Annotated in this window: 17 protein-coding genes and 1 pseudogene; 6 read left to right on the top strand and 12 right to left on the bottom strand. The window is 75.2% G+C overall.

Features of this window, described 5'->3' with window-relative positions; all coding sequences use genetic code 11:
- Both DLJ47_RS33155 and gltB read right to left on the bottom strand, forming a co-directional pair.
- Positions 1-1,461, bottom strand: a 1,461-nt coding sequence (locus DLJ47_RS33155; RefSeq protein ID WP_109906030.1) for a glutamate synthase subunit beta, incomplete at its 3' end; no start/stop codon positions are given.
- Positions 1,454-6,172, bottom strand: a complete 4,719-nt coding sequence (gltB, locus tag DLJ47_RS33150) for a glutamate synthase large subunit (protein WP_109906028.1) — start codon at positions 6,170-6,172, stop codon at positions 1,454-1,456. The genes DLJ47_RS33155 and gltB, both read right to left, overlap by 8 nt.
- A 149-nt stretch (positions 6,173-6,321) precedes the next feature.
- Between gltB and DLJ47_RS33145 the strand changes: the two genes are divergently transcribed.
- Positions 6,322-7,167 (top strand): GNAT family N-acetyltransferase, encoded by an 846-nt coding sequence (locus DLJ47_RS33145; RefSeq protein ID WP_109906026.1) that lies wholly within the window; start codon positions 6,322-6,324, stop codon positions 7,165-7,167.
- A 7-nt stretch (positions 7,168-7,174) separates the two neighbouring features.
- Here the strand turns inward: DLJ47_RS33145 and DLJ47_RS33140 are convergent, their stop codons facing one another.
- Together DLJ47_RS33140 and lgt are read right to left on the bottom strand one after the other, a co-directional pair.
- Positions 7,175-8,362: an FAD-dependent oxidoreductase gene (locus tag DLJ47_RS33140; protein ID WP_109906024.1), complete on the bottom strand. Its 1,188-nt coding sequence runs from the start codon at positions 8,360-8,362 to the stop codon at positions 7,175-7,177.
- A 10-nt stretch (positions 8,363-8,372) separates the two neighbouring features.
- Positions 8,373-9,569: a prolipoprotein diacylglyceryl transferase gene (lgt, locus tag DLJ47_RS33135; protein ID WP_109906022.1), complete on the bottom strand. Its 1,197-nt coding sequence runs from the start codon at positions 9,567-9,569 to the stop codon at positions 8,373-8,375.
- 101 nt (positions 9,570-9,670) lie between these two features.
- On the opposite strand from lgt, the gene DLJ47_RS33130 reads away from it, so the two are divergent.
- Positions 9,671-10,216: an NUDIX hydrolase gene (locus DLJ47_RS33130; protein ID WP_109906020.1), complete on the top strand. Its 546-nt coding sequence runs from the start codon at positions 9,671-9,673 to the stop codon at positions 10,214-10,216.
- A 376-nt stretch (positions 10,217-10,592) separates the two neighbouring features.
- Here DLJ47_RS33130 and trpA read toward each other — a convergent pair whose 3' ends face one another.
- The 3 genes from trpA to trpC form a co-directional block, all read right to left on the bottom strand.
- The gene (gene trpA / locus DLJ47_RS33125; RefSeq protein WP_109906018.1) at positions 10,593-11,396 is read right to left on the bottom strand and encodes a tryptophan synthase subunit alpha; all 804 of its coding nucleotides are present in this window, start codon (positions 11,394-11,396) and stop codon (positions 10,593-10,595) included.
- 3 nt (positions 11,397-11,399) lie between these two features.
- Positions 11,400-12,635: a tryptophan synthase subunit beta gene (gene trpB / locus DLJ47_RS33120; RefSeq protein WP_088992812.1), complete on the bottom strand. Its 1,236-nt coding sequence runs from the start codon at positions 12,633-12,635 to the stop codon at positions 11,400-11,402.
- A 114-nt stretch (positions 12,636-12,749) separates the two neighbouring features.
- Complete coding sequence (trpC, locus tag DLJ47_RS33115; protein WP_172899474.1) at positions 12,750-13,553, bottom strand: indole-3-glycerol phosphate synthase TrpC; 804 nt, start codon at positions 13,551-13,553, stop codon at positions 12,750-12,752.
- A 449-nt stretch (positions 13,554-14,002) separates the two neighbouring features.
- Between trpC and DLJ47_RS33110 the strand changes: the two genes are divergently transcribed.
- On the top strand, positions 14,003-14,260 hold the full coding sequence (locus DLJ47_RS33110) for a hypothetical protein (protein ID WP_088992810.1): 258 nt from the start codon (positions 14,003-14,005) through the stop codon (positions 14,258-14,260).
- On the opposite strand, the gene DLJ47_RS33105 is transcribed toward DLJ47_RS33110, so the two are convergent.
- The 5 genes and pseudogenes from DLJ47_RS33105 to DLJ47_RS33090 form a co-directional block, all read right to left on the bottom strand.
- Positions 14,253-14,834 (bottom strand): Trp biosynthesis-associated membrane protein, encoded by a 582-nt coding sequence (locus DLJ47_RS33105; protein ID WP_109906016.1) that lies wholly within the window; start codon positions 14,832-14,834, stop codon positions 14,253-14,255. The two genes, DLJ47_RS33110 and DLJ47_RS33105, sit on opposite strands and share 8 nt — an antisense overlap.
- The gene (locus tag DLJ47_RS33100) at positions 14,831-16,384 is read right to left on the bottom strand and encodes an anthranilate synthase component I (protein ID WP_109906014.1); all 1,554 of its coding nucleotides are present in this window, start codon (positions 16,382-16,384) and stop codon (positions 14,831-14,833) included. The genes DLJ47_RS33105 and DLJ47_RS33100 overlap by 4 nt, the downstream gene beginning before the upstream one ends.
- Complete coding sequence (gene hisI / locus DLJ47_RS37345; protein ID WP_088997519.1) at positions 16,381-16,815, bottom strand: phosphoribosyl-AMP cyclohydrolase; 435 nt, start codon at positions 16,813-16,815, stop codon at positions 16,381-16,383. The genes DLJ47_RS33100 and hisI overlap by 4 nt, the downstream gene beginning before the upstream one ends.
- Before the next feature lie 183 nt (positions 16,816-16,998).
- Positions 16,999-17,592: pseudogene (locus tag DLJ47_RS37340) on the bottom strand (phosphoribosyl-AMP cyclohydrolase); the annotation flags it as partial.
- Between the two features lie 160 nt (positions 17,593-17,752).
- On the bottom strand, positions 17,753-18,148 hold the full coding sequence (locus DLJ47_RS33090; RefSeq protein WP_109906012.1) for a MerR family transcriptional regulator: 396 nt from the start codon (positions 18,146-18,148) through the stop codon (positions 17,753-17,755).
- Positions 18,149-18,261: 113 nt separating this feature from the next.
- On the opposite strand from DLJ47_RS33090, the gene DLJ47_RS33085 reads away from it, so the two are divergent.
- The 3 genes from DLJ47_RS33085 to DLJ47_RS33075 all read left to right on the top strand — a co-directional run bounded on the left by DLJ47_RS33085 (position 18,262) and on the right by DLJ47_RS33075 (position 20,483).
- Entirely contained in the window at positions 18,262-19,035 is a 774-nt protein-coding gene (locus DLJ47_RS33085; RefSeq protein WP_109906010.1) for an ABC transporter ATP-binding protein, read from the top strand.
- Entirely contained in the window at positions 19,032-19,787 is a 756-nt protein-coding gene (locus DLJ47_RS33080) for an ABC transporter permease (RefSeq protein WP_088992805.1), read from the top strand. Before DLJ47_RS33085 ends, DLJ47_RS33080 begins: the two co-directional genes overlap by 4 nt.
- Before the next feature lie 99 nt (positions 19,788-19,886).
- Positions 19,887-20,483 carry a TetR/AcrR family transcriptional regulator gene (locus DLJ47_RS33075; RefSeq protein WP_109906008.1) on the top strand — a complete coding sequence of 199 codons (597 nt, stop codon included), beginning with the start codon at positions 19,887-19,889 and terminating at the stop codon, positions 20,481-20,483.
- Positions 20,484-20,490: the final 7 nt, after the last annotated feature.

Below are 20,490 nucleotides of genomic sequence, written 5' to 3'. Positions count from 1 at the left end.
GAGGGTGCCGGGGGCGCCCAGGTAGGCGTGGATGGCCGCCGCGGCGGCGCGGCCCTCGGCGATCGCCCAGACGATCAGCGAGGCGCCCCGGTGCATGTCGCCGGCGACGAAGACCCCGTCCACGCCGGTCTGCCAGTCCGGCCGGGCGTCCACCGCACCGCGGGCGTTGCGGGTCACCCCCAGCTGCGCCAGCAGCGGCTGCTCCTCGGTGCCCTCGAAGCCGATCGCCAGCAGCACCAGGTCCGCCGGGAGTTCCCGCTCGGTGCCGGGCAGCGGGGTGACGATCCGCCGGCCGTCCTGCTTCTCCACGGTCACCTCGGCGATCCGGACCGCGCGCACCGCGCCGGTACCGTCGTCGACGAACTCCTGCACCGCGACCGCGAAGACCCGCTCGCCGCCCTCCTCGTGGGCCGGGTAGCTGCGCAGGATCCACGGCCAGGTGGGCCACGGGTCGCGCGCCTCGTCCCGGGCCCGCGGCGGCTGCGGGTACAGGTCCAGCTGGTGTACGCCGGCGGCGCCCTGCCGGTGGGCCACGCCGAGGCAGTCGGCCGCGGTGTCGCCGCCGCCGATGATGACCACGTGCTTGCCGGCCGCGTCGATCGGCGTACCGTCCGGCAGCACCGCGAGCGCCGGCCGGCCCTCGCCGGCGGCCGCGACCACCCGGTTGGCCGCCACCAGGTGTGCCATCGCCTGGTGTACGCCGCGCAGCTGCCGCCCCGGCGTCTCCGGGGTGTCCCGGCCCTGCAACGCGCCGCAGGCCAGCAGCACCGCGTCGTGCTCGGTGCGCAACTGCTCGGCGGTCACGTCGACGCCCACGTTCACCCCGGTGCGGAACCGCACCCCCTCGGCGGCGAGCTGGGCCAGCCGCCGGTCGATGTGCACCTTCTCCAGCTTGAAGTCGGGGATGCCGTACCGGAGCAGGCCGCCGAGCGCGTCGTCGCGCTCGTACACCGTCACCGCGTGACCGGCGCGGGCCAGCTGCTGGGCGGCGGCCAGCCCGGCCGGCCCGGAGCCGACCACGGCCACCGACCGCCCGGACGGCGCGGGCACCGGACGCGGCAGCAGCCCGCCCGCGACGGCCGCGTCGGCGATCTCCACCTCGACCTGCTTGATGGTGACCGGCTCACCGCCGGCGATGCCGAGCACGCAGGCGGCCTCGCAGGGCGCCGGGCAGAGCCGGCCGGTGAACTCCGGGAAGTTGTTGGTGGCGTGCAGCGACTCCACCGCCGCGTCCCAGTTGCCGGTACGGACCAGGTCGTTCCAATCCGGGATTCGATTTCCAAGAGGGCAGCCGTCGTGGCAGAACGGGATGCCGCAGTCCATACACCGGGTGGCCTGCTCGCGGATCAGCTCCTCGCCGGCCGGCGGGTAGACCTCCCGCCAGTCGCTGATCCGCACCGGCACCGGACGCCGGACCGGCAGCCGCCGGTTGTAGCGCAGGAAACCGTTCGGGTCAGGCACGAGCCACCTCCTGGGCTGCCGCCCGCGGGCCGGGCGTGGTCGGCATGGACGAGTCGGACGGCACCGCCGGCGCTGCCGAGGCGGCGGGCGCCGCCAGTGCGGTCATCACCGCGTCGTCGACGTCGCGGCCGGCGGCTTCGGCGGCCCGCATGATCTCCAGCACCCGGCGGTAGTCCCGGGGCACCACCGCGGTGAACTCCGCCACCGCCTCCGGCCAGCGCTTGAGCAGTTCCTCGGCGACCGCCGAGTCGGTCTCGGCGAAGTGCCGTTGCACCAGCTCGTGCAGCACGGCCTGCTCCTCCTCGGCCAGCGGCGCCAGGTCGACCAGCTCGGTGTTGACCCGGCGCCGGTCGAGCTGCCACACGAAGGCGGTGCCGCCGGACATGCCGGCGGCGAAGTTGCGGCCGGTCGGACCGAGCACCACCACGGTGCCACCGGTCATGTACTCGCAGCCGTGGTCGCCGACGCCCTCGACGACGGCGACCGCGCCGGAGTTGCGCACCGCGAACCGCTCCCCCACCCGGCCACGCAGGAAGACCTCGCCGGCGGTGGCCCCGTACAGGATGGTGTTGCCAGCGATGATCTGGTCCTCGGCCCGCTCTCCCGGCGCGGCGTCGCCGTCGACGAACGGCGCGGCGGCGTCCGGCCGGACCACCAGCCGCCCGCCGGAGAGGCCCTTGCCGACGTAGTCGTTGGTGTCGCCGTGCAGCCGCAGGGTGACCCCGCGCGGCAGGAACGCGCCGAACGACTGCCCGGCGGTGCCGCGGAGGGTGAACTCGATGGTGTCGGCCGGCAGGCCGGGTCCGCCGTAGCGGCGGGTCACCTCGCCGCCGAGCATCGCGCCGACGCTGCGGTGCTCGTTGCGCACCGCCACCTCGACCCGCACCGGGGTGCCGTCGGCCAGGGCCGGCTCGGCCAGGGCGATCAGCTCGTTGTCCAGGGCCAGCTCCAGGCCGTGGTCCTGGGCGCGGACGCCCCGGCGGGCGGCGCCGGCCGGCAGCTCCGGCCGGTACAGCACGGGGGTGAGGTCGAGGCCGGTGGCCTTCCAGTGCTCGATCGCCGGGGTGACGTCGAGCAGTTCGCTGTGCCCGATCGCCTCCTCGATCGACCGGAAGCCCAGCTCGGCCAGGTAGCCGCGGACCTCCTCGGCGAGGAAGAGGAAGAAGTTCTCCACGAACTCCGGCTTGCCGGTGAAGCGTTCCCGCAGCACCGGGTTCTGGGTGGCGATGCCGACCGGACAGGTGTCCAGGTGACAGACCCGCATCATCACGCAGCCCTCGACGATCAGCGGCGCGGTGGCGAAGCCGAACTCCTCGGCGCCGAGCAGCGCCGCGACCAGCACGTCCCGGCCGGTCTTGAGCTGGCCGTCGACCTGCACGGTGACCCGGTCGCGCAGCTTGTTGAGCAGCAGCGTCTGCTGCGCCTCGGCCAGCCCCAGCTCCCACGGGGTGCCGGCGTGCTTGAGCGAGTTCAGCGGGGACGCGCCGGTGCCGCCGTCGTGCCCGGAGATCAGGATGACGTCGGCCTTGAGCTTGGCCACGCCCGCCGCCACCGTGCCCACGCCGACCTCGCTGACCAGCTTGACGTGCACCCGGGCGGCCGGGTTGACGCACTTCAGGTCGTGCACCAGCTGGGCGAGGTCCTCGATGGAGTAGATGTCGTGGTGCGGCGGCGGGGAGATCAGGCCGACGCCCGGGGTGGCGTGCCGGGTACGCGCGATCCACGGCCAGACCTTGTTGCCGGGCAGCTGCCCGCCCTCGCCGGGCTTGGCGCCCTGGGCCATCTTGATCTGGATGTCGTCGGCGTTGACCAGGTATTCGCTGGTCACCCCGAACCGGCCGCTGGCGATCTGCTTCACCGCGGAGCGGCGGGCCGGGTCGTGCAGCCGCTCGACGTCCTCGCCGCCCTCGCCGGTGTTGGACTTGCCGCCGAGCCGGTTCATCGCGATCGCGAGGGTCTCGTGCGCCTCGGCGGAGATCGAGCCGTACGACATGGCGCCGGTGGCGAACCGCTTGACGATCTCGGTGGCCGGCTCGACCTCCTCGATCGGCACCGCCGGCCGCACCCCGGTACGCAGGGTGAACAGCCCGCGCAGCGAGCCCGCCCGGGCGGCCAGCTCGTCGACCTTGGCGGTGTACTTCCGGAAGACGTCGTACTGCCGGCTGCGGGTGGCGTGCTGGAGCAGGAAGACCGTCTCCGGGTTGAACAGGTGCAGCTCGCCCTCGCGGCGCCACTGGTACTCGCCGCCGACCTCCAGCCGGTCGGTGGCGGCGGCGCCCGGCGCCGGCCAGGCCCGGGCGTGCCGGGCGGCGACCTCGGCGTGGATGCCGTCCAGCCCGATCCCACCGATCTTGCTCGGGGTGCCCCGGAAGTAGCGTTCGACCAGCCGGGTGTCCAGCCCGACCGCCTCGAAGACCTGCGCCCCGCAGTACGAGGACACCGTCGAGATGCCCATCTTGGACATGATCTTCAGGACGCCCTTGCCGAGCGCCTTGACGTAGTTGCGCACCGCCGTGCCCGGTTCCACCCCGGCCAGGGCGCCAGTGGAGATCATGTCCTCCACCGACTCGAAGGCCAGGTACGGGTTGACCGCCGCCGCGCCGTACCCGATCAGCACCGCCGCGTGGTGCACCTCGCGGCAGTCGCCGGACTCGACGATCAGCGCCACCTGGGTGCGGGTCTGCTCGCGGACCAGGTGCTGGTGCACCGCCGCGGTGAGTAGCAGCGACGGGATCGGCGCGAGGTCGGCGTTGGAGTCGCGGTCGGAGAGCACCAGGATCCGCACGCCGTCCTCGATCGCCTCGGAGACGTGCCGGCAGATCTCGGTCAGCCGGGCCTTGATGCCCTTGGCGCCCTCCCGGATCCGGTACAGCCCGGAGACCCGGACCGCCTTGAAGCCGGGCAGGTCGCCGTCCTCGTCGATGGAGAGGATCTTGGCCAGCTCGTCGTTGTCGATCACCGGGTAGGGCAGCACGATCTGCCGGCAGCTGGCCGGGCCCGGGTCGAGCAGGTTGCCCTCCGGGCCGATGGTGGAGGCCAGGCTGGTCACCAGCTCCTCCCGGATGGCGTCCAGCGGCGGGTTGGTGACCTGGGCGAAGAGCTGGTGGAAGTAGTCGTACAGCAGCCGCGGCCGGGTGGACAGCGGGGAGATCGGGGTGTCGGTGCCCATCGAGCCGATCGGCTCCGCGCCGGCCCGGGCCATCGGCGCGAGCAGGATCTTCAGCTCCTCCTCGGTGTAGCCGAAGGTCTGCTGGCGGCGGCGGACCGAGTCGTGGGTGTAGACGATGTGCTCACGGGCCGGCAGGTCGGTCAGCTCGATCAGGCCGGCGTGCAGCCACTCGCCGTACGGCCGTTCGGCGGCCAGCTCGGCCTTGATCTCGTCGTCGTGCACGATCCGACCGGCGGCGGTGTCGACCAGGAACATCCGCCCCGGCTGCAGCCGCCCCTTGGCCACCACCCGGGCCGGGTCGAGGTCGAGCACGCCCGCCTCGCTGCCGAGCACGACGAGGCCGTCGTCGGTACGCCACCAGCGCCCCGGGCGCAGCCCGTTGCGGTCCAGCACCGCGCCGACGATCTCGCCGTCGGTGAAGGCGACCGAAGCCGGCCCGTCCCACGGCTCCATCAGGCTGGCGTGGAAGCGGTAGAACTCCCGCTTGTCGGCCCGCATGTCCGGGTCGTTCTCCCAGGCTTCCGGGATCATCATCAGCACCGCGTGCGGCAGGCTGCGCCCGGCCAGGTGCAGCAGCTCCAGCACCTCGTCGAAGTTGGCCGAGTCGGAGGCGGCCGGGGTGCAGACCGGGAAGATCCGCCGGATGTTGCCCGGCAGGTTCGGGGTACGCAACAGCGCCTCCCGGGCCTGCATCCAGTTCCGGTTGCCGCGGATGGTGTTGATCTCGCCGTTGTGCGCGATGAAGCGGTACGGGTGCGCCAGCGGCCAGGACGGGAAGGTGTTGGTGGAGAACCGCGAGTGCACCAGCGCGATCGCGCTGTCCACCCGCTCGTCGGTCAGCTCCGGGTAGAACGCCGGCAGTTGGTCGGGGGTGAGCATGCCCTTGAAGACCATGGTCCGCGCGGACAGCGACGGGAAGTACGCCGGCACGCCCCGCTCGGCGGACTCCCGCTCGGCCTGCTTGCGCACGCAGAACGCGACCCGGTCCAGCTCGATGTCGCGCAGCGGCGTACCGGCCGGGCCGGCGGGCGAGTCGGTGAGCCGGTGCGCGGCGAGGAAGAGCTGGCGGATCCGGGGCATCGCGGCGAGTGCGGTCTCGCCCAGGCCGGCCGGGTCGACCGGCACCTCCCGCCAGCCGAGCAGCTCGGCCCCCTCGACCAGGGCGTACTTCTCCACCACCCGGCGGGCGCGCGCCTCGGCGGCGTCGTCGTCGGGGAGGAAGACCAGGCCGGTGGCGTACTCGCCGGCCGGTGGCAGCGGGAAGTCCACCACCGCGCGCAGGAACGCGTCCGGCACCTGGATCATGATGCCCGCGCCATCGCCGGTATTCGGCTCCGCGCCCCGGGCGCCCCGATGGTCCAGCCGGCAGAGCGCGGCGAGGCCGTTGGCGACCACCGCGTGGGAGCGCCGTCCGTGCAGGTCGGCCACGAAGGCCACGCCGCAGGCGTCGTGCTCCTGGGCAGGGTCGTAGAGCCCGGCCGCGGGAACACCGGGGCCGTGCGGCGCGGCCGGCTGGGGGCGATGAGGGTACGGAAAAGCCACCGGGCCTCCTGTCGTCGCTCAGGGATGGTTCACGGGATCGGGACGACGTCGGCCCTTGTGGGTTTATTGAGTCTACGTTAGGGCGCGGTGCGCAAGGCCAGTGCGGATTGATCACACCGTCCAGAGTCTGGGACGTGTAGTCTCGCGCGGTGGATCCCGCGCACAAAGCCCTGTTCGACCGGTTGGAACACTTCTACGACGCGGTGCCCCGGGACGCGGCCCGAGCCGAGGAACACGGCGGCCTGGTGCTCTTCGTCCGGGAGGGCACCGGCTGGCCGTTCTACGCCCGGCCCCGGCTCGACGCCGACGCGGCCCCCTCGCTGGCCGACGTCGCCCAGGTCCGCGAGCGGCAGCGCGAACTGGGCCTGCCGGAGGCCTTCGAGTGGGTGCACGAGACCACCCCCGACCTGCTCGCGGTGGCCCGCTCGGCGGGGCTGTCGGTGCTGGAGGCGCCGCTGATGGTGCTCGACCCCGCCGCGCTGCCCGACCCGGCGACGCTGGCCGACGTACCGGTGCGGGTGCTCGGCCCCGACGCGCCCGACCTCGCCGCCGACGTGGCCGCCGGGCGGGCCGTCGCCGCGGTCGGCTTCTCCTTTCCCGGCACCGGCCGGGGCGACGCCGGCCCGGGCCAGCGGGACGCCGCGATGACCGGGCTGGACGTGGCCGCGCTGGACGATGAGCGGGTCCGGATCGCCGACGGCCGACGGCTCACCGTGCTGGCCGGCACGTCCGAGGAGGGCCCGCTGGCCAGCGGGATGGCGATGCGGGTCGGCGACGTCGCCGAGATCGCCGGGGTGGCCACCCTGCCGGTCGCCCGTCGCCGGGGCCTGGGCGCCGCGGTGACCGCCACGCTGGCCCGCGAGCTGCTGGCCGCCGGCACCGACCTGGTCTTCCTCTCCGCCGGCAGCGAGGACATCGCCCGGGTCTACCTGCGGGTCGGCTTCCGCCGGATCGGCACCGCCTGCATCGCCGAGCCGGCCCCCGTACTGCCCTGACCGCGGGTCAGCTCGGCGGTCGCCAGGCGGCAGCGGTGGTCGCGGCGGTGGAGAGCAGCCGCGGGCTGATCGTGCCGAGGGCCGCGTCCCGGGCCCGCAGGGCGAGCCGGCCGCGGGCGCGCAGCACCGCCGACATCCGGCGGGCCTGCCGGACCACCGACGCCGCCCGGGGCCGGCGCGTCCGGTCGTACGCGGCCAGCGCGTCGGGCAGCCGGGACTCGCGCAGCAACGTGGCGAGGGTGGCGGCGTCCTCGAAGGCGAGGCAGGCGCCCTGGCCGAGGTGCGGCGGCATGGCGTGCGCGGCGTCGCCGAGCAGCACCACCCCGCCCGGGCCGGACGGGAAGGCGTACGCCCGGGGCAGTGGCCGCAGCTCGCGGATCTCCTGCTGCACCAGGTCCGCCGGGTCGGTGGCGTCGAGCAGCTCGGTGACCGGGGACGGCCAGCCGGCGTACCAGCGGCGCAGCAGGGCGAGCTGGGTCTCCGGGGGCTCCGGGCGGGGGGCACCGGCCGCGGTGGCCACCCAGTAGATGCCGCCCCGGCTGGAGCCGCCGGAGGAGCCGCGCTCGCCCAGCGAGGCGGAGACGAACCGGTACCCGGCGCCGAGAGTCTCGCCGCCCACCGGCACCTCGTCGCGCAGCTGGGGCGCCCGGTACCAGGGGATCACCGCCCGCCAGGCGGCGCAGCCGGAGCTGACCACGCCGGCCTCCGGGGCGAGCTGGCGGCGCAGCTCGCTGTCGGTGCCGTCGGCGGCGACCACCAGGTCGGCCTCCAGCGTGTGCCGACCGTCGCCGACGGCGGGGCGGGCTCCGGCGCCGGCGCGCACCGTCCGTACGGTCACCCCGGTGCGCAGCTCCACCCCGTCGCCCAGCCCGGCGATCAGCGCGTCGTGCAGGTCCTCCCGGTGTACCACCACCGGCATCCGGTCCGCCGGGGTGGGACGGGGTTGCACCAGCCAGTGCCCGTCCGGGCGGCGGATGCCGCCGTCGGGCACCGGGGTGGCGATCGCCTCCAGGCCGGCGCCGAGGCCGAGGGCGCGCAGCGCGCGCACGCCGTTGGGCCAGAGCACCACGGCCGTCGGCTCCGGGCGGATCCGGTCGGCCCGCTCCAGCAGGGTGACCTGCCAACCGGACCGGGCCAACGCCCCGGCGACCGCGAGGCCGCCGATCCCGGCGCCGACCACCACCGCGCTACGCATGGTTCTCCGCTCAGCTGTCGCCGTCGGCGGGGCGGGAGCCGGCCGCGCCGGCCCGCTCGTCCCGCGCCGTCGTCTCCCCGGTCTCCGCGTCCTCGGTCGCGGGGTCGCTCCCGGCATCCTCGTCGCCGTCCGCGGAGCGGTCGGCCGCCCCGGTCGCGTCGGTCTGCTCGGCCGGCGCGGCGTCCGGCTCGGCGGGCAGTTCACCGGTCTCCCGCCAGCGGCGGTACTGCTCCTCGCTGACCACCCGGTAGCCCTCCGGCGCGGCCGGCTGCGCGCCCGCCTCGGTGGCGGAAAGGTCGACCTGCGAGACGTCGGACTCCGGCGGGGTCGGCGCCGCCGCCGCGCCGACCGGGACGAGGTACTCCCGGGGGCCGCGGACGCGCAGGAAGTAGACCAGGGCGCCGAGGAACACCAGCGCGGCGGTCCACACGTTGAGCCGGACGCCGAGGATGGTGTTGGCCTCGTCGGTGCGCATCAGCTCGATCCAGAACCGGCCGGCGGTGTAACCCATCACGTAGAGCGCGAACGCCCGACCCCGGCCCAGTCGCAGCTTGCGGTCGACCACGAAGACCAGCACCGCGACGCCGACGTTCCAGAGCAGCTCGTAGGCGAAGGTCGGGTGGTAGAGGCCCGGCTCGAGGATGGGGCGGCCGGCGTCGTCGCGCAGCGCGTGCCCGGGGTTGTCCGGGTCCATCCGGTGGATCTCCAGACCCCACGGCAGGGTGGTCCGCCCGCCGTAGAGCTCGTTGTTGAACCAGTTGCCGAGCCGGCCCACCGCCTGCGCCAGCGGCAGGCCGGGCGCGAGCGCGTCGGCCACCACGGCGAACGGGATGCCGAGCTGGCGGGCGGCGATCCAGGCGCCGATCGCGCCGCCGGCCACCGCGCCCCAGATGCCGAGACCACCCTCCCAGATGGCGAACGCCTTCATCGGGTCGCCACCGGTGCCGAAGTACTTCTCCGGCGAGGTGATCACGTGGTAGATCCGGGCGCCGATGATGCCGGCCGGCACGGCCCAGACCGCGATGTCGAGCACCGCGCCCGGGGCGACGCCCCGCCGGCGCAGCCGGTACTCGGTGACCACGCAGGCCACCACGATGCCGAGGATGATGCACAGCGCGTACGCCCGGAGCGGAACCGGGCCGAGCTGCCAGACGGCGGTGCTGGGACTGGGCAGGGCCGCCTGGGGGGACAGCGAGGCGAGATTCACGGGTGCACACGCTACCGCTGCGGACCCCTCCGGCGGCACCCCGGGCGGGCCGGGCGGCGTCGCGGTGACTTCTGGTTTGCACCGACGTAGGCTCTTTGTCCATGAGCGCGCTCACCTGGGCGGTGGCCGCGGTCGTCACCGACGGGGCCGGTCGGGTGCTGCTGTGCCGGCAGGGCCGGGGCGAACGCCGGTACGCGCTGCCCGGCGGGCGGCTGCGCCGGCCGGAGAGCCCGGTGCCGGCGGTGCTGCGCGACATCCGGGCCGAGACCGGCTGGGAGATCGAGATCGTCGACCTGGTCGGGCTCTACCACGTCGCCGATCCGGCGGCCGGCCCGACGCCGGCCGGGCGGGCCGGTCCGCTGCCCGACGTGCTGGTGCACGTCTTCCGGGCCCGGGCGGTCGGCGTCCGGGCGGCGGGCGAGCCGGTGGGCGGCTGCCGGCTCTCCTGGCACGACCCCGCCGACCTGCCCACCGCGCTGACCCCGACCACCCGGCTGGCGCTCGCCGACGCGCTGGCCGGCCGCTCCGGCGTGCTCGCCCGCTGCGCGACGCCGACCGGGCCGGCGCCCGGACAACGTTCGGGGCAGCCGGCGGACCGCCGGGCCGAGGGCGGCCACTCCGGCACCGGCGCACCGGCCCGACACTGACCGCACCGCGGGCGCACCGGCCCGGCACCGACCCGCACCGCCAGCGGCGAACCGACCCCGGCACCGAGGCACCGCCAGCTGGTTGGCACCGGCCGCGGCGAACCGCGGTCGGTCCGCCCTCTCCCATCCTGGGCCGACCGCCCACGGCCGTCCCCCGACCAGCTTCGCCCGACCGCCGTGGCGTCCCGCGCCGAGGCGACCCGCCACGAATGACTGATACCTGAGAGTCATCATGATGACTCTCAGGTATCAGTCGTTTGCGTGACTGGTCCCGGCACCGCGACACGCCGCGAGGCCGCGAATCCGGACCGCGGCCGGATGCGGGCGGGGCGGGCGGCGCCGGCCGCCGGCCGGAGCGCCGCGGACCGGGCGGCGGTCAGCGGGCGGGGTTGCGGACGCCCTCGGCGAGTTCGGCGCTGAGCGTACGGAGCGCGGCCAGGCCGCTGTCGAGGTCCGGCACGTCGAGCAGGCAGCGGACCAGCGCGCTGCCCACGATCACGCCGTCGGCGTACCCGGCGACCGTGCCGGCCTGCGCCCCGGTGCCGACGCCGAGGCCGACGCCGACCGGCAGGTCGGTGACCGCGCGGACCCTGGAGACCAGCACCGGCGCCGCCTGCGAGGTCTGCGTCCGGGCGCCGGTGACACCCATGATCGCGGTGGCGTAGACGAAGCCGCGGCAGTGCTCGACGGTCATCGCCAGCCGGGCGTCGGTGGAGGACGGGGCGACCAGGAAGGTGCGGTCCAGCCCGTACGCGTCCGAGGCGGCCAGCCACTCGTCGGCCTCGTCCGGGATCAGGTCGGGGGTGATCAGCCCGGTGCCGCCGGCCGCGGCGAGGTCCCGGGCGAAGGCGTCCACGCCGTACCGCTCGATCGGGTTCCAGTAGGTCATGGTGACCACCGGGGCGCCGGTGCCCGCGACCGCCTCGATGATGCGCAGCGCGTCAGCCGTGCGTACGCCGCCGGCCAGGGCGATGTCGCTGGCCTTCTGGATCACCGGGCCGTCCATCACCGGGTCCGAGTACGGAATCTCCACCTCGATCACGTCGACCCCGGCCTCGATCATCGCGGTCATCGCCGCGATGCTGCCCTCGACGGTCGGGAACCCGGCCGGCATGCAGCCGACCAGCAGGGCCCGCCCGTCGGCGCGCGCCTTGTCGAACGCCACCCCGATCCGGCTCATCAGTCACTCCTTGTCGAGGACGCCGAAGTAGTTGCCGGCGGTGTGCACGTCCTTGTCGCCCCGCCCGGAGAGGTTGACCACGATGGTGGGCTCGCGGCCCAGGTCGGCGGCGAGCTTGGGCGCGATCTTCAGGGTGCCGGCCAGCGCGTGCGAGCTCTCGATCGCCGGGATGATGCCCTCGGTGCGGCAGAGCAGCTCGAACGCGGCCATCGCCTCGTCGTCGGTGACCGGCGCGTAGGTGGCCCGCCCGGTGTCGTGCAGCCAGGCGTGCTCGGGCCCGACGCCCGGGTAGTCCAGGCCGGCGGAGATCGAGTGCGACTCGCAGGTCTGCCCGTCGGCGTCCTGGAGCACGTAGGTGCGGGTGCCGTGCAGCACGCCGGTGGAGCCGCCGGTGATGCTGGCCGCGTGCCGGCCGGTCGCCACCCCGTCGCCGCCGGCCTCGAAGCCGTACAGCCGCACGTCCGGGTCGCCGACGAAGGCGTGGAAGATGCCCAGCGCGTTGGAGCCACCGCCGACACAGGCGGTGACCGCGTCCGGCAGCGCGCCGGTGAGGTCGAGGCACTGCTGCCGGGCCTCGTCGCCGATGCCCCGGACGAAGTCGCGGACCAGTGCCGGGAACGGGTGCGGCCCGGCCGCCGTGCCGATCAGATAGTGCGTCTCGTCGACGTTGGCCACCCAGTCGCGCATCGCCTCGTTCATCGCGTCCTTGAGGGTGCGCGAGCCGGTGGTGACCGGTACGACGGTCGCGCCGAGCATCCGCATCCGGGCCACGTTTAGCGCCTGCCGCTCGGTGTCGACCTGGCCCATGTAGACCACGCACTCCAGGTCGAACAGGGCGGCGGCGGTGGCCGCGGCCACCCCGTGCTGGCCGGCGCCGGTCTCGGCGATCACCCGGGTCTTGCCCATCCGCTTGGTGAGCAGCGCTTGGCCCAGCACGTTGCGCACCTTGTGCGCGCCGGTGTGGTTGAGGTCCTCGCGCTTGAGCAGCACCCGCGCGCCGGCCTTGGCGGAGAACCGCCGGGCGGCGTAGAGCAGCGACGGGGTGCCGGCGTAGTCGCGCAGCAGCGCGGCGAACTCGGCCCGGAACGACTCGTCGGCCATCGCCGTGCGGTGCGCGGCGTCCAACTCGTCCAGCGCCGCGACCAGCGCCTCCGGCACGAACCGGCCGCCGAAGCGGCCGAAGTGGCCCGCCGCGTCGGGGAACGGACCGGTCTCGGCGGCCAGGGCGTCGGCGCTCATGCCGGCACTCCGCTCCGCTGCGTGCCGCCATGAGGCACCACCGCGCTGAGCCTGATGATTCGCTCGCTCCGCTCGCTCATCGGGATCCTCTCGCTGGACGAGCCGGCGCGCGCCTCAGCGCACCGGGCGGGGCGTGGCCGGGTGGTTGCCGGCGTTGACCAGTTCGGCCACCGCCTCCCGAGGGCTCTTCTGGGTGACCAGGCCCTCGCCGACCAGGACCGCGTCGGCGCCGGCCGAGGCGTACCGGATGAGGTCGTGCGGACCGCGCACGCCGGACTCGGCGATCTTGACGACGCTGCTGGGCAGGCCGGGCGCGATCCGCTCGAACACCGAGCGGTCGACCTCCAGGGTACGCAGGTCACGGGCGTTGACGCCGATCACCTGCGCGCCCGCCTCCAGAGCCCGGTCGGCCTCCTCCTCGTCGTGCACCTCGACCAGCGCGGTCATGCCGAGCGACTCGATCCGCTCCAGCAGGCCGACCAGGGCGTTCTGCTCCAGGGCCGCGACGATCAGCAGCACCAGGTCGGCGCCGTGCGCGCGGGCCTCGTGCACCTGGTAGCTGGAGACCACGAAGTCCTTGCGCAGCACCGGGACGCCCACCGCGGCGCGGACCGCGGCGAGGTCGTCCAGCGAGCCGCCGAACCAGCGCCCCTCGGTGAGCACGCTGATCGCCCGGGCGCCACCGGCGGCGTACTCGCCGGCCAGGTCGGCCGGGTCGGCGATCTCGGCCAGCTTCCCCTTGGACGGGGAGGAGCGCTTCACCTCGGCGATCACGGCGACACCGGGCCGGCGCAGGGCCGCGTACGCGTCCAGCGGCGGCGGCGCGGCGGCGGCCAGCTCGCGGATGCGCTCCAGCGGCACCTGCTCCTGTCGCCGGGCGACGTCCTCGCGCACGCCGGCCAGGATCTCGTCGAGCACGCTTGCGGACGCCGCCGGACCGGCCTCGTCCCCCTCCGCGTGCGCATGCTCAGCAGTCACCAACGGACTCCCCTCTCCGGGTGTCATGGGCCGATGCTAGGGGGCGCCACCCGGGGCCGGGAGGTGGGGGTATGGCGCGGCTCACGGAACGGCCTGCGGCATAATGGCCGACTTCGGTGAAGGCCAGATCACGTAGCGCCACCGTTGGCATCGACGATCGCCCATACGTCATTGGACCACGCGATCCCGCCCGGGCGCATCCGCCGCGGCGGCGCCGGGCAGCTGTGACGAAGCTCAAGGACGAACGGCCCTGTGCAGGTGGCGGGCCCGGACGGAGAGTTGACGCGTAGGTCACCACCGCGAAACGTGAGCCGGCCAGCATGTTCGTCGGGCAGACTCGACGATGCGCCTGCCCCACCGTTCGCCGACGATCCTCGCGCGGAGAGATCATGAGTACTGCCGGGCCTCACCAGAGCATCGGACTGACCACCATTTCCCGTACCGTCGCCTCGCTCGCCGTCGGGGTGGTGCACACCCTGGAGCGGGCCGTGGTCGGCGAGGCGCGGATGCGTACCGCGCGGGGCAACGCCTGGGAGGCCGTCTGCGCCGACCGGGCCCGGGCCGACCAGCGGGCCGAGCTGAACCGCCTGGTGGCGGAGCTGGCGGCCGCCCGGGCCGCCGCCCGCGACCGCCAGCCGGTCAGCTGACCGTCGGGTCCTCGCCCCGGTCCAGCGCGTCCCACGCCTCGGTGGTGCGCCGCCCGGTGACCGGTCCCGCCGCGGCGGGCGCGGCCGGCGTCGCCGGGTTCCGGGTTGGCCGCTCGTAGCGGGCGCCCATCGCCGGCCACCGCTCGCCGCGCAGCGCGGTGAGCACTCCGCCGGCCGCGGCGAGCAGCCCGCCGAGCAGGCAGAGCGCCGGCCAGTGCCGGCTCACCTCGCCCGGGAACGACGCGGACAGCCCGTAGCCGCCGCCGGCCGTCACGGCGAGCCCGAGCACGGCCAGCAGCCCGCCGAGCAGCCGGCGCAGCCGGCCCCGGGTGGCCAGCACCGCGCCGCCGCCGGCCAGCCCGACCAGGGCCAACGCCGGCAGCCACGGCAGCAGACCCGCGCCGGTGTGCGCGTCGCGCACCGGGGGCAGCGGCGCCGGCCGGGCGGCCAGCTCCACCGACCAGGTGCGGGTCGCGGCCCACAGCGCCAGGCCGGCGCCGGCCAGGCAGAGCAGCACCGCGTACGTCAGCTCGCGCCGCCCCGCGACCGGCCGCGCGCCCTCGCCCGCGCTCACCGGGCCGGCCTCAGGGTCTCGGCGGCGGCGATCGCGGCGAGCACGGCGGCCGCCTTGTTCCGGGTCTCCTGGTCCTCCGCGGCCGGGTCGGAGTCGGCCACCACCCCCGCGCCGGCCTGCACGTACGCCCGGCCGGCGCGGATCAGCGCGGTGCGGATGGCGATCGCCATGTCGAGGTCACCGCCGAAGCCGAAGTATCCGACCGTGCCGCCGTACAGGCCCCGCCGGACCGGCTCCAGCTCCTCGATGATCTCCATGGCCCGCACCTTGGGCGCCCCGGAGAGGGTGCCGGCCGGGAAGGTCGCGGCCAGCGCGTCGAACGCGGTGCGGTCGGCGCGCAGCGTGCCCACCACTGTCGAGACGATGTGCATGACGTGGCTGTAGCGCTCGATGGTGGCGAACTCGGGCACCTCGACGGTGCCCGGGCGGCACACCCGGCCCAGGTCGTTGCGGCCCAGGTCGACCAGCATCACGTGCTCGGCCCGCTCCTTGGGGTCGGCGAGCAGCTCGGCGGCGAGCCGGGCGTCGGCGGCCGGGGTGGCGCCGCGCGGCCGGGTGCCGGCGATCGGGTGCAGCAGCGCCCGCCGCTCCCCGCCGGCCTCGACGGTCACCTTCAGGTGCGCCTCGGGCGACGAGCCGACGATGTCGAAGTCGTCGAAGCGCAGCAGGTACATGTACGGGCTGGGGTTGGTGGTACGCAGCACCCGGTAGACGTCGAGCGGGTCGGCGTGGGTCTCCCGCTCGAACCGCTGCGCCAGCACGATCTGGAAGCACTCGCCGGCCTGGATCGCCTCCTTGGCCGCCTCCACCGCCTTCGGGTAGCCGCCGTCGGGCGTACGGCTGCGCACTTCGCCAGCCGGCGGGCGCTCCACCGTCGAGATCATCGGCGGGATGGGCCGGGACAGCGCGGTGGTCATCGCGTCGAGCCGGCCCACCGCGTGGTGGTACGCGGCGACCACCAGCGCGTCCCGGTCCGGCGCGTCCGGCGGCGGCAGCACCGCGTTGGCGACCAGGATCGCTGAGCCCTCGTAGTGGTCGAGCACCACCAGGTCGGTGGCGAGCATCATGCCCAGCTCGGGCAGGTTCAGGTCGTCCTCGGTCAGCTCGGGCAGCCGCTCGAAGCGCCGGACCAGGTCGTAGCCGAGGTAGCCGACCATGCCCCCGGTCAGCGGCGGCATCCCGGCGGCCGGCTCGGTGGCCGGGCCGGCGAGCGCCTCGACGGTGGCGCGCAGCACCTGCACCGGATCGCCGGTGGTGGGCAGCCCGGCCGGCGGCTGGCCCAGCCAGGTCGCCTGGCCGTCCCGCTCGACCAGGGTGGCGCTGCTGCGTACGCCGATGAACGAGTAGCGCGACCAGGCCAGCCCGGCGGAGCCGACGCCCTGCTCGGCGGACTCCAGCAGGAAGGTGCCCGGGCCGCCGGCGAGCTTGCGGTAGACGCCGACCGGGGTCTCCGCGTCGGCCAGCAGCCGGCGGGTGACCGGGACCACCCGGCGGTCGGCGGCGAGCGCGGTGAAGGTGGCGGCGTCCGGGCTCACCCGGCCGTCGGTCACGACCGGTCCCCCGCCGCGTCGACCGGCAGCTCGGTGAAGAAGCAGCTGCGGTGCCCGGTGTGGCAGGCGGCGCCCACCTGCTCGACGCTGACCAGCAGCGCGTCCCCGTCGCAGTCCAGGGCGACCGAGCGGACGTACTGGTGGTGCCCGGAGGTGGCGCCCTTGACCCAGTACTCGCGCCGGCTGCGCGACCAGTAGGTGGCCCGGCCGGTGGTCAGCGTGCGGTGCAACGCCTCGTCGTCCATCCAGGCGACCATCAGCACCTCGCCGGTGTCGTGCGCGCGGACCACGGCGGCGACCAGGCCGTCCGGGGTGCGGCGCAGCCGGGCCGCGATGGCCGGGTCGAGCCGGGACGGGCGGGCCGGGCCGCCGTCCGCCGGCCCGCTCGGGCGGGGGTGGGCGCCGGTCACCGGCGCGTCAGGTACGGACACAGTGACCCATTGTCCCGCACGCGGCGCGGGCACCGGCGACGACTCCCGCCGGGAGCGTGGCGGCGGGCCGGCGGGCCGGGTCAGCTGGGCGACGTAGCGGTCCAGCCGGCCGTCGACCAGCGCCTCGGCCAGGTCCGTCCCGGCCACCTCGGCGATCTCGGCCGCGTACCGGCGGACCAGCGGCAGGACGCCGGTGACCAGGCGGGCCGCGGCCGCGCCGAGCTGGCCGGTGGAGCCCGGGCGCAGCCCCAGGCAGAGCAGCATGTCGTCGCGGTAGCCCGGGGGCGCGACCGGCAGGGTGAGCGCGGCGGCGAAGGCCGCCCGGCGGGAGACCACCCGGACCGAGGCGTTGGCCAGCCGGAGCACCGACGGGCAGAGCCGGGCCAGGTCGGCGGCGGCCAGCCGGACGCCGAGGTGGTCGCCGGCGTCCCGCGCCGCGGCGACCTTGCCGAGGGTGGCGACCAGCTCCTCCAGTTGCGGCTCACCGGCCGGCTGGCAGAGCACCGGCAGGTCGATCCGGGGCCGCCAGTGCGGGTCGGCCCAGAGCAGCCGGGCGGGGGCGGCGACCGGCAGCCCGAACGCCCAGTCGGCCGGTTCGCCGAGCCGGGTGACCCAGGACCGGACGTCCCGGGCGGCCACCGAGACGTGGGTCAGCCGGCCGCCGTGCTCGGCCAGGTAGGCCCGGCGGGCGGCGTACGGGGCGCCGCCGAGCAGCACGTCGACGTCGACGTCGCTGTACGGGGTGGCGGCCCGCCGGGCGTGGCTGCCGCGCAGCATGATGCCGACGACGGGCCGCTCGGCCGCCGCCCGCAGCCGGGCCGTCCAGTCCGCGAGGAACCCACTGTCCGGTGACGGAGGGTAGTCCACCGGGTCATCGTGCCGTACGCCCCGATCAGGGGGCAATGCCCGATGACGGACCTGGTGTCCGGTCCGGGGCCTATGACCCTTCGCAGCGCCCCTCCGCCCGCCGGTACGCGTCGATCTTGTGGTCGAGCACCTTCAGGTCCTCCGCCAGCTCGGCCATCCGCGCCAGCACGCGCGCGCGGTGCGCCTCGAACAGCGCCCGCCGGGCGCCGAGCGTGCCGTCGCCCTGGCGGGCCAGGTCGGCGTAGCGGCGCATGTCCCGCACCGGCATTCCGGTCCGCCGCAGCCGGGTGAGCAGGAACAGCCAGTCGACGTCGCCGGCGGTGTACCGGCGCCGCCCGGCCGAGTCCCGCCCGACCGGGGCCACCAGCCCCTCCTGCTCGTACCAGCGCAGCGTGTAGGTGGTGAGGCCGACGCGCTCGGCCGCCTCGCCGACGGTGAGTGTGCTCTCCCGGGTGCCGATGTCCACGGCTCCAGGCTTCCAGTTCGAGCGCACTCGAAGTCAAGTCCCCCGTTGCGCGGCCGGGCATATCTCATCTAGCGTTGAGTTCATCAGGTGTTGAGTTTTTGGGGAGGTGTGCGATGGACGACGCGATCGCCGTCCGCGACCTGGTCGTCGACCGGGGCGGGCGGCGGGTGCTGCACGGGATCAGCGCCACGGTGCCGCGCGGCGCGGTCACCGGGCTGCTCGGTCCGAGCGGCAGCGGCAAGACCACGCTGATGCGCGCGGTGGTCGGGGTGCAGGTGGTCACCGCCGGCACGGTCACCGTGCTGGGCCGGCCCGCCGGCTCGGCCGAGCTGCGCCGCCGGGTCGGCTACCTGACCCAGGCGCCGAGCGTCTACGCCGACCTCACCGTGCGGGAGAACGCGCGCTACTTCGCCGCGCTGCACGGGCGCAGCCGGGCAGACGCCGACCGGGCGGTGACCGACGTCGGGCTCGCCGACGCCGCGACCCAGCTGGTCGGCACCCTCTCCGGCGGCCAGCGCAGCCGGGCGTCGCTGGCCTGCGCCCTGGTCGGCGACCCGGAGCTGGTCATCCTCGACGAGCCGACCGTCGGGCAGGACCCGGTGCTGCGGGCCGACCTCTGGGCCCGGTTCCACGAGCTGGCGGCCACCGGGACGGCCCTGCTGGTGTCCAGCCACGTGATGGACGAGGCGGCCCGCTGCGACCGGCTGCTGCTCATCCGGGAGGGGCGGCTGATCGCCGACGACACCCCGGACGCGATCCGGGCCGCCGCCGGGGTGACCGACCTCGACGCGGCGTTCCTGCGGCTGATCAGGGCGTCCGAGACGGCCGGCGCCGCGCCGGCCGGCATCGGCGGTACGGCCGGCGCCGCCGGAGGGGAGACGTCGTGAACCCGAGGATCCTGGCGGTCACCACCGGCCGCATCCTGCGCCAGTTGCGCCACGACCGGCGCACCGTGGCCCTGCTGCTGGTGGTGCCGGCCCTGCTGCTCACCCTGGTCTACTACATGTACGCCGACCAGCCCGCCCCGCCCGGCCAGCCGTCCGCCTTCGACCGGATCGCGCTGATCATGCTCGGCTTCTTCCCGTTCATCGTGATGTTCCTGGTGACCAGCATCGCGATGCTCCGCGAGCGCACCACCGGCACGCTGGAACGCCTGCTCACCACGCCGCTGGCCAAGGCCGACCTGCTCTTCGGCTACGGCATCGCCTTCGGGTTGGCCGGCGCGGTGCAGGCCACCGTCGCCTCGGCCGTGGCGTACTGGCTGTTCGACCTGGACACCGCCGGCGGCAGCGGGCTGGTCATCATGATCGCCGCGTTGAACGCGGTGCTCGCGGTGGCGCTGGGCCTGTTCTGCAGCGCCTTCGCCCGCACCGAGTTCCAGGCCGTACAGTTCATGCCGGTCGTGGTCGCCCCTCAGCTGCTGCTCTGCGGGCTCTTCGTGCCCCGGGGCGAGATGGCCGGCTGGTTGCAGGCGGTCAGCGACGTGCTGCCGCTGTCGTACGCCGTCGAGGCGTTGCAGGAGGTCGGCGCGAACGCCGAGCCGACCGGCACCATGTGGCGGGACGTCGCGGTGGTCGGCGGCGCGGCGGTGCTGGCCCTGGTGCTGGCCGCGGCCACCCTGCGCCGGCGCAGCGGCTGACCCGGTCCCGTCCCGGCCCGGCGGCGGGCCGGGCGGGACCACCCGGCCCGCCGGCGGGCCGGGACGGGACGACCTGACGAGTACGGACGAAGGGCGGCGATGGCACGGCGGACCGGCCGACGACCAGGCAAGCCGGACACCCGGGAGGCGATCCTCGACGCGGCGCGCGCCGCGTTCGCCGAGCGGGGCTTCGACGGGGCCTCCATCCGGGCCATCGCCGCCACGGCCGGGGTCGACCCGGCCCTGGTGCACCACTACTTCGGCAGCAAGGACCAGCTCTTCCTCGCCGCCATGAACGCGCCCGTCAACCCGGGCGAGCTGATCCCCCGGATCGTCGCCGGCGACCGCGACGGTCTCGGCGAGCGGCTGGTGCGCCTCTTCCTCAGCGTCTGGGACTCCCCGGCCGGCACGGCCGGGGTGGCGCTGCTGCGCTCGGCGATGAGCAACGAGTGGACCGCCAGGCTGCTGCGCGAGTTCCTGGTCACCCAGGTGCTCCGCCGGGTGCTCGACCACCTCGACGTGGACCCGGCCGAGCTGCCGCTGCGCGGCTCGCTGGTGGCCAGCCAGCTGATCGGGCTGGCCGTCATGCGGCACGTGGTGCGGCTGGAACCGGTCGCCTCCGCCCCGGCGGAGACCCTGGTCGCCGCCGTGGCCCCCACCGTGCAGCGCTACCTCACCGGCGACCTGCCGACCTGACCCCTGC

The sequence above is a fragment of the Micromonospora sp. S4605 genome, from assembly GCF_003176715.1.
Lineage (GTDB): Bacteria > Actinomycetota > Actinomycetes > Mycobacteriales > Micromonosporaceae > Micromonospora > Micromonospora echinaurantiaca.
Note: the sequence above shows the minus strand (reverse complement) of the source record. Positions and strands in the feature narration are given on the sequence as shown.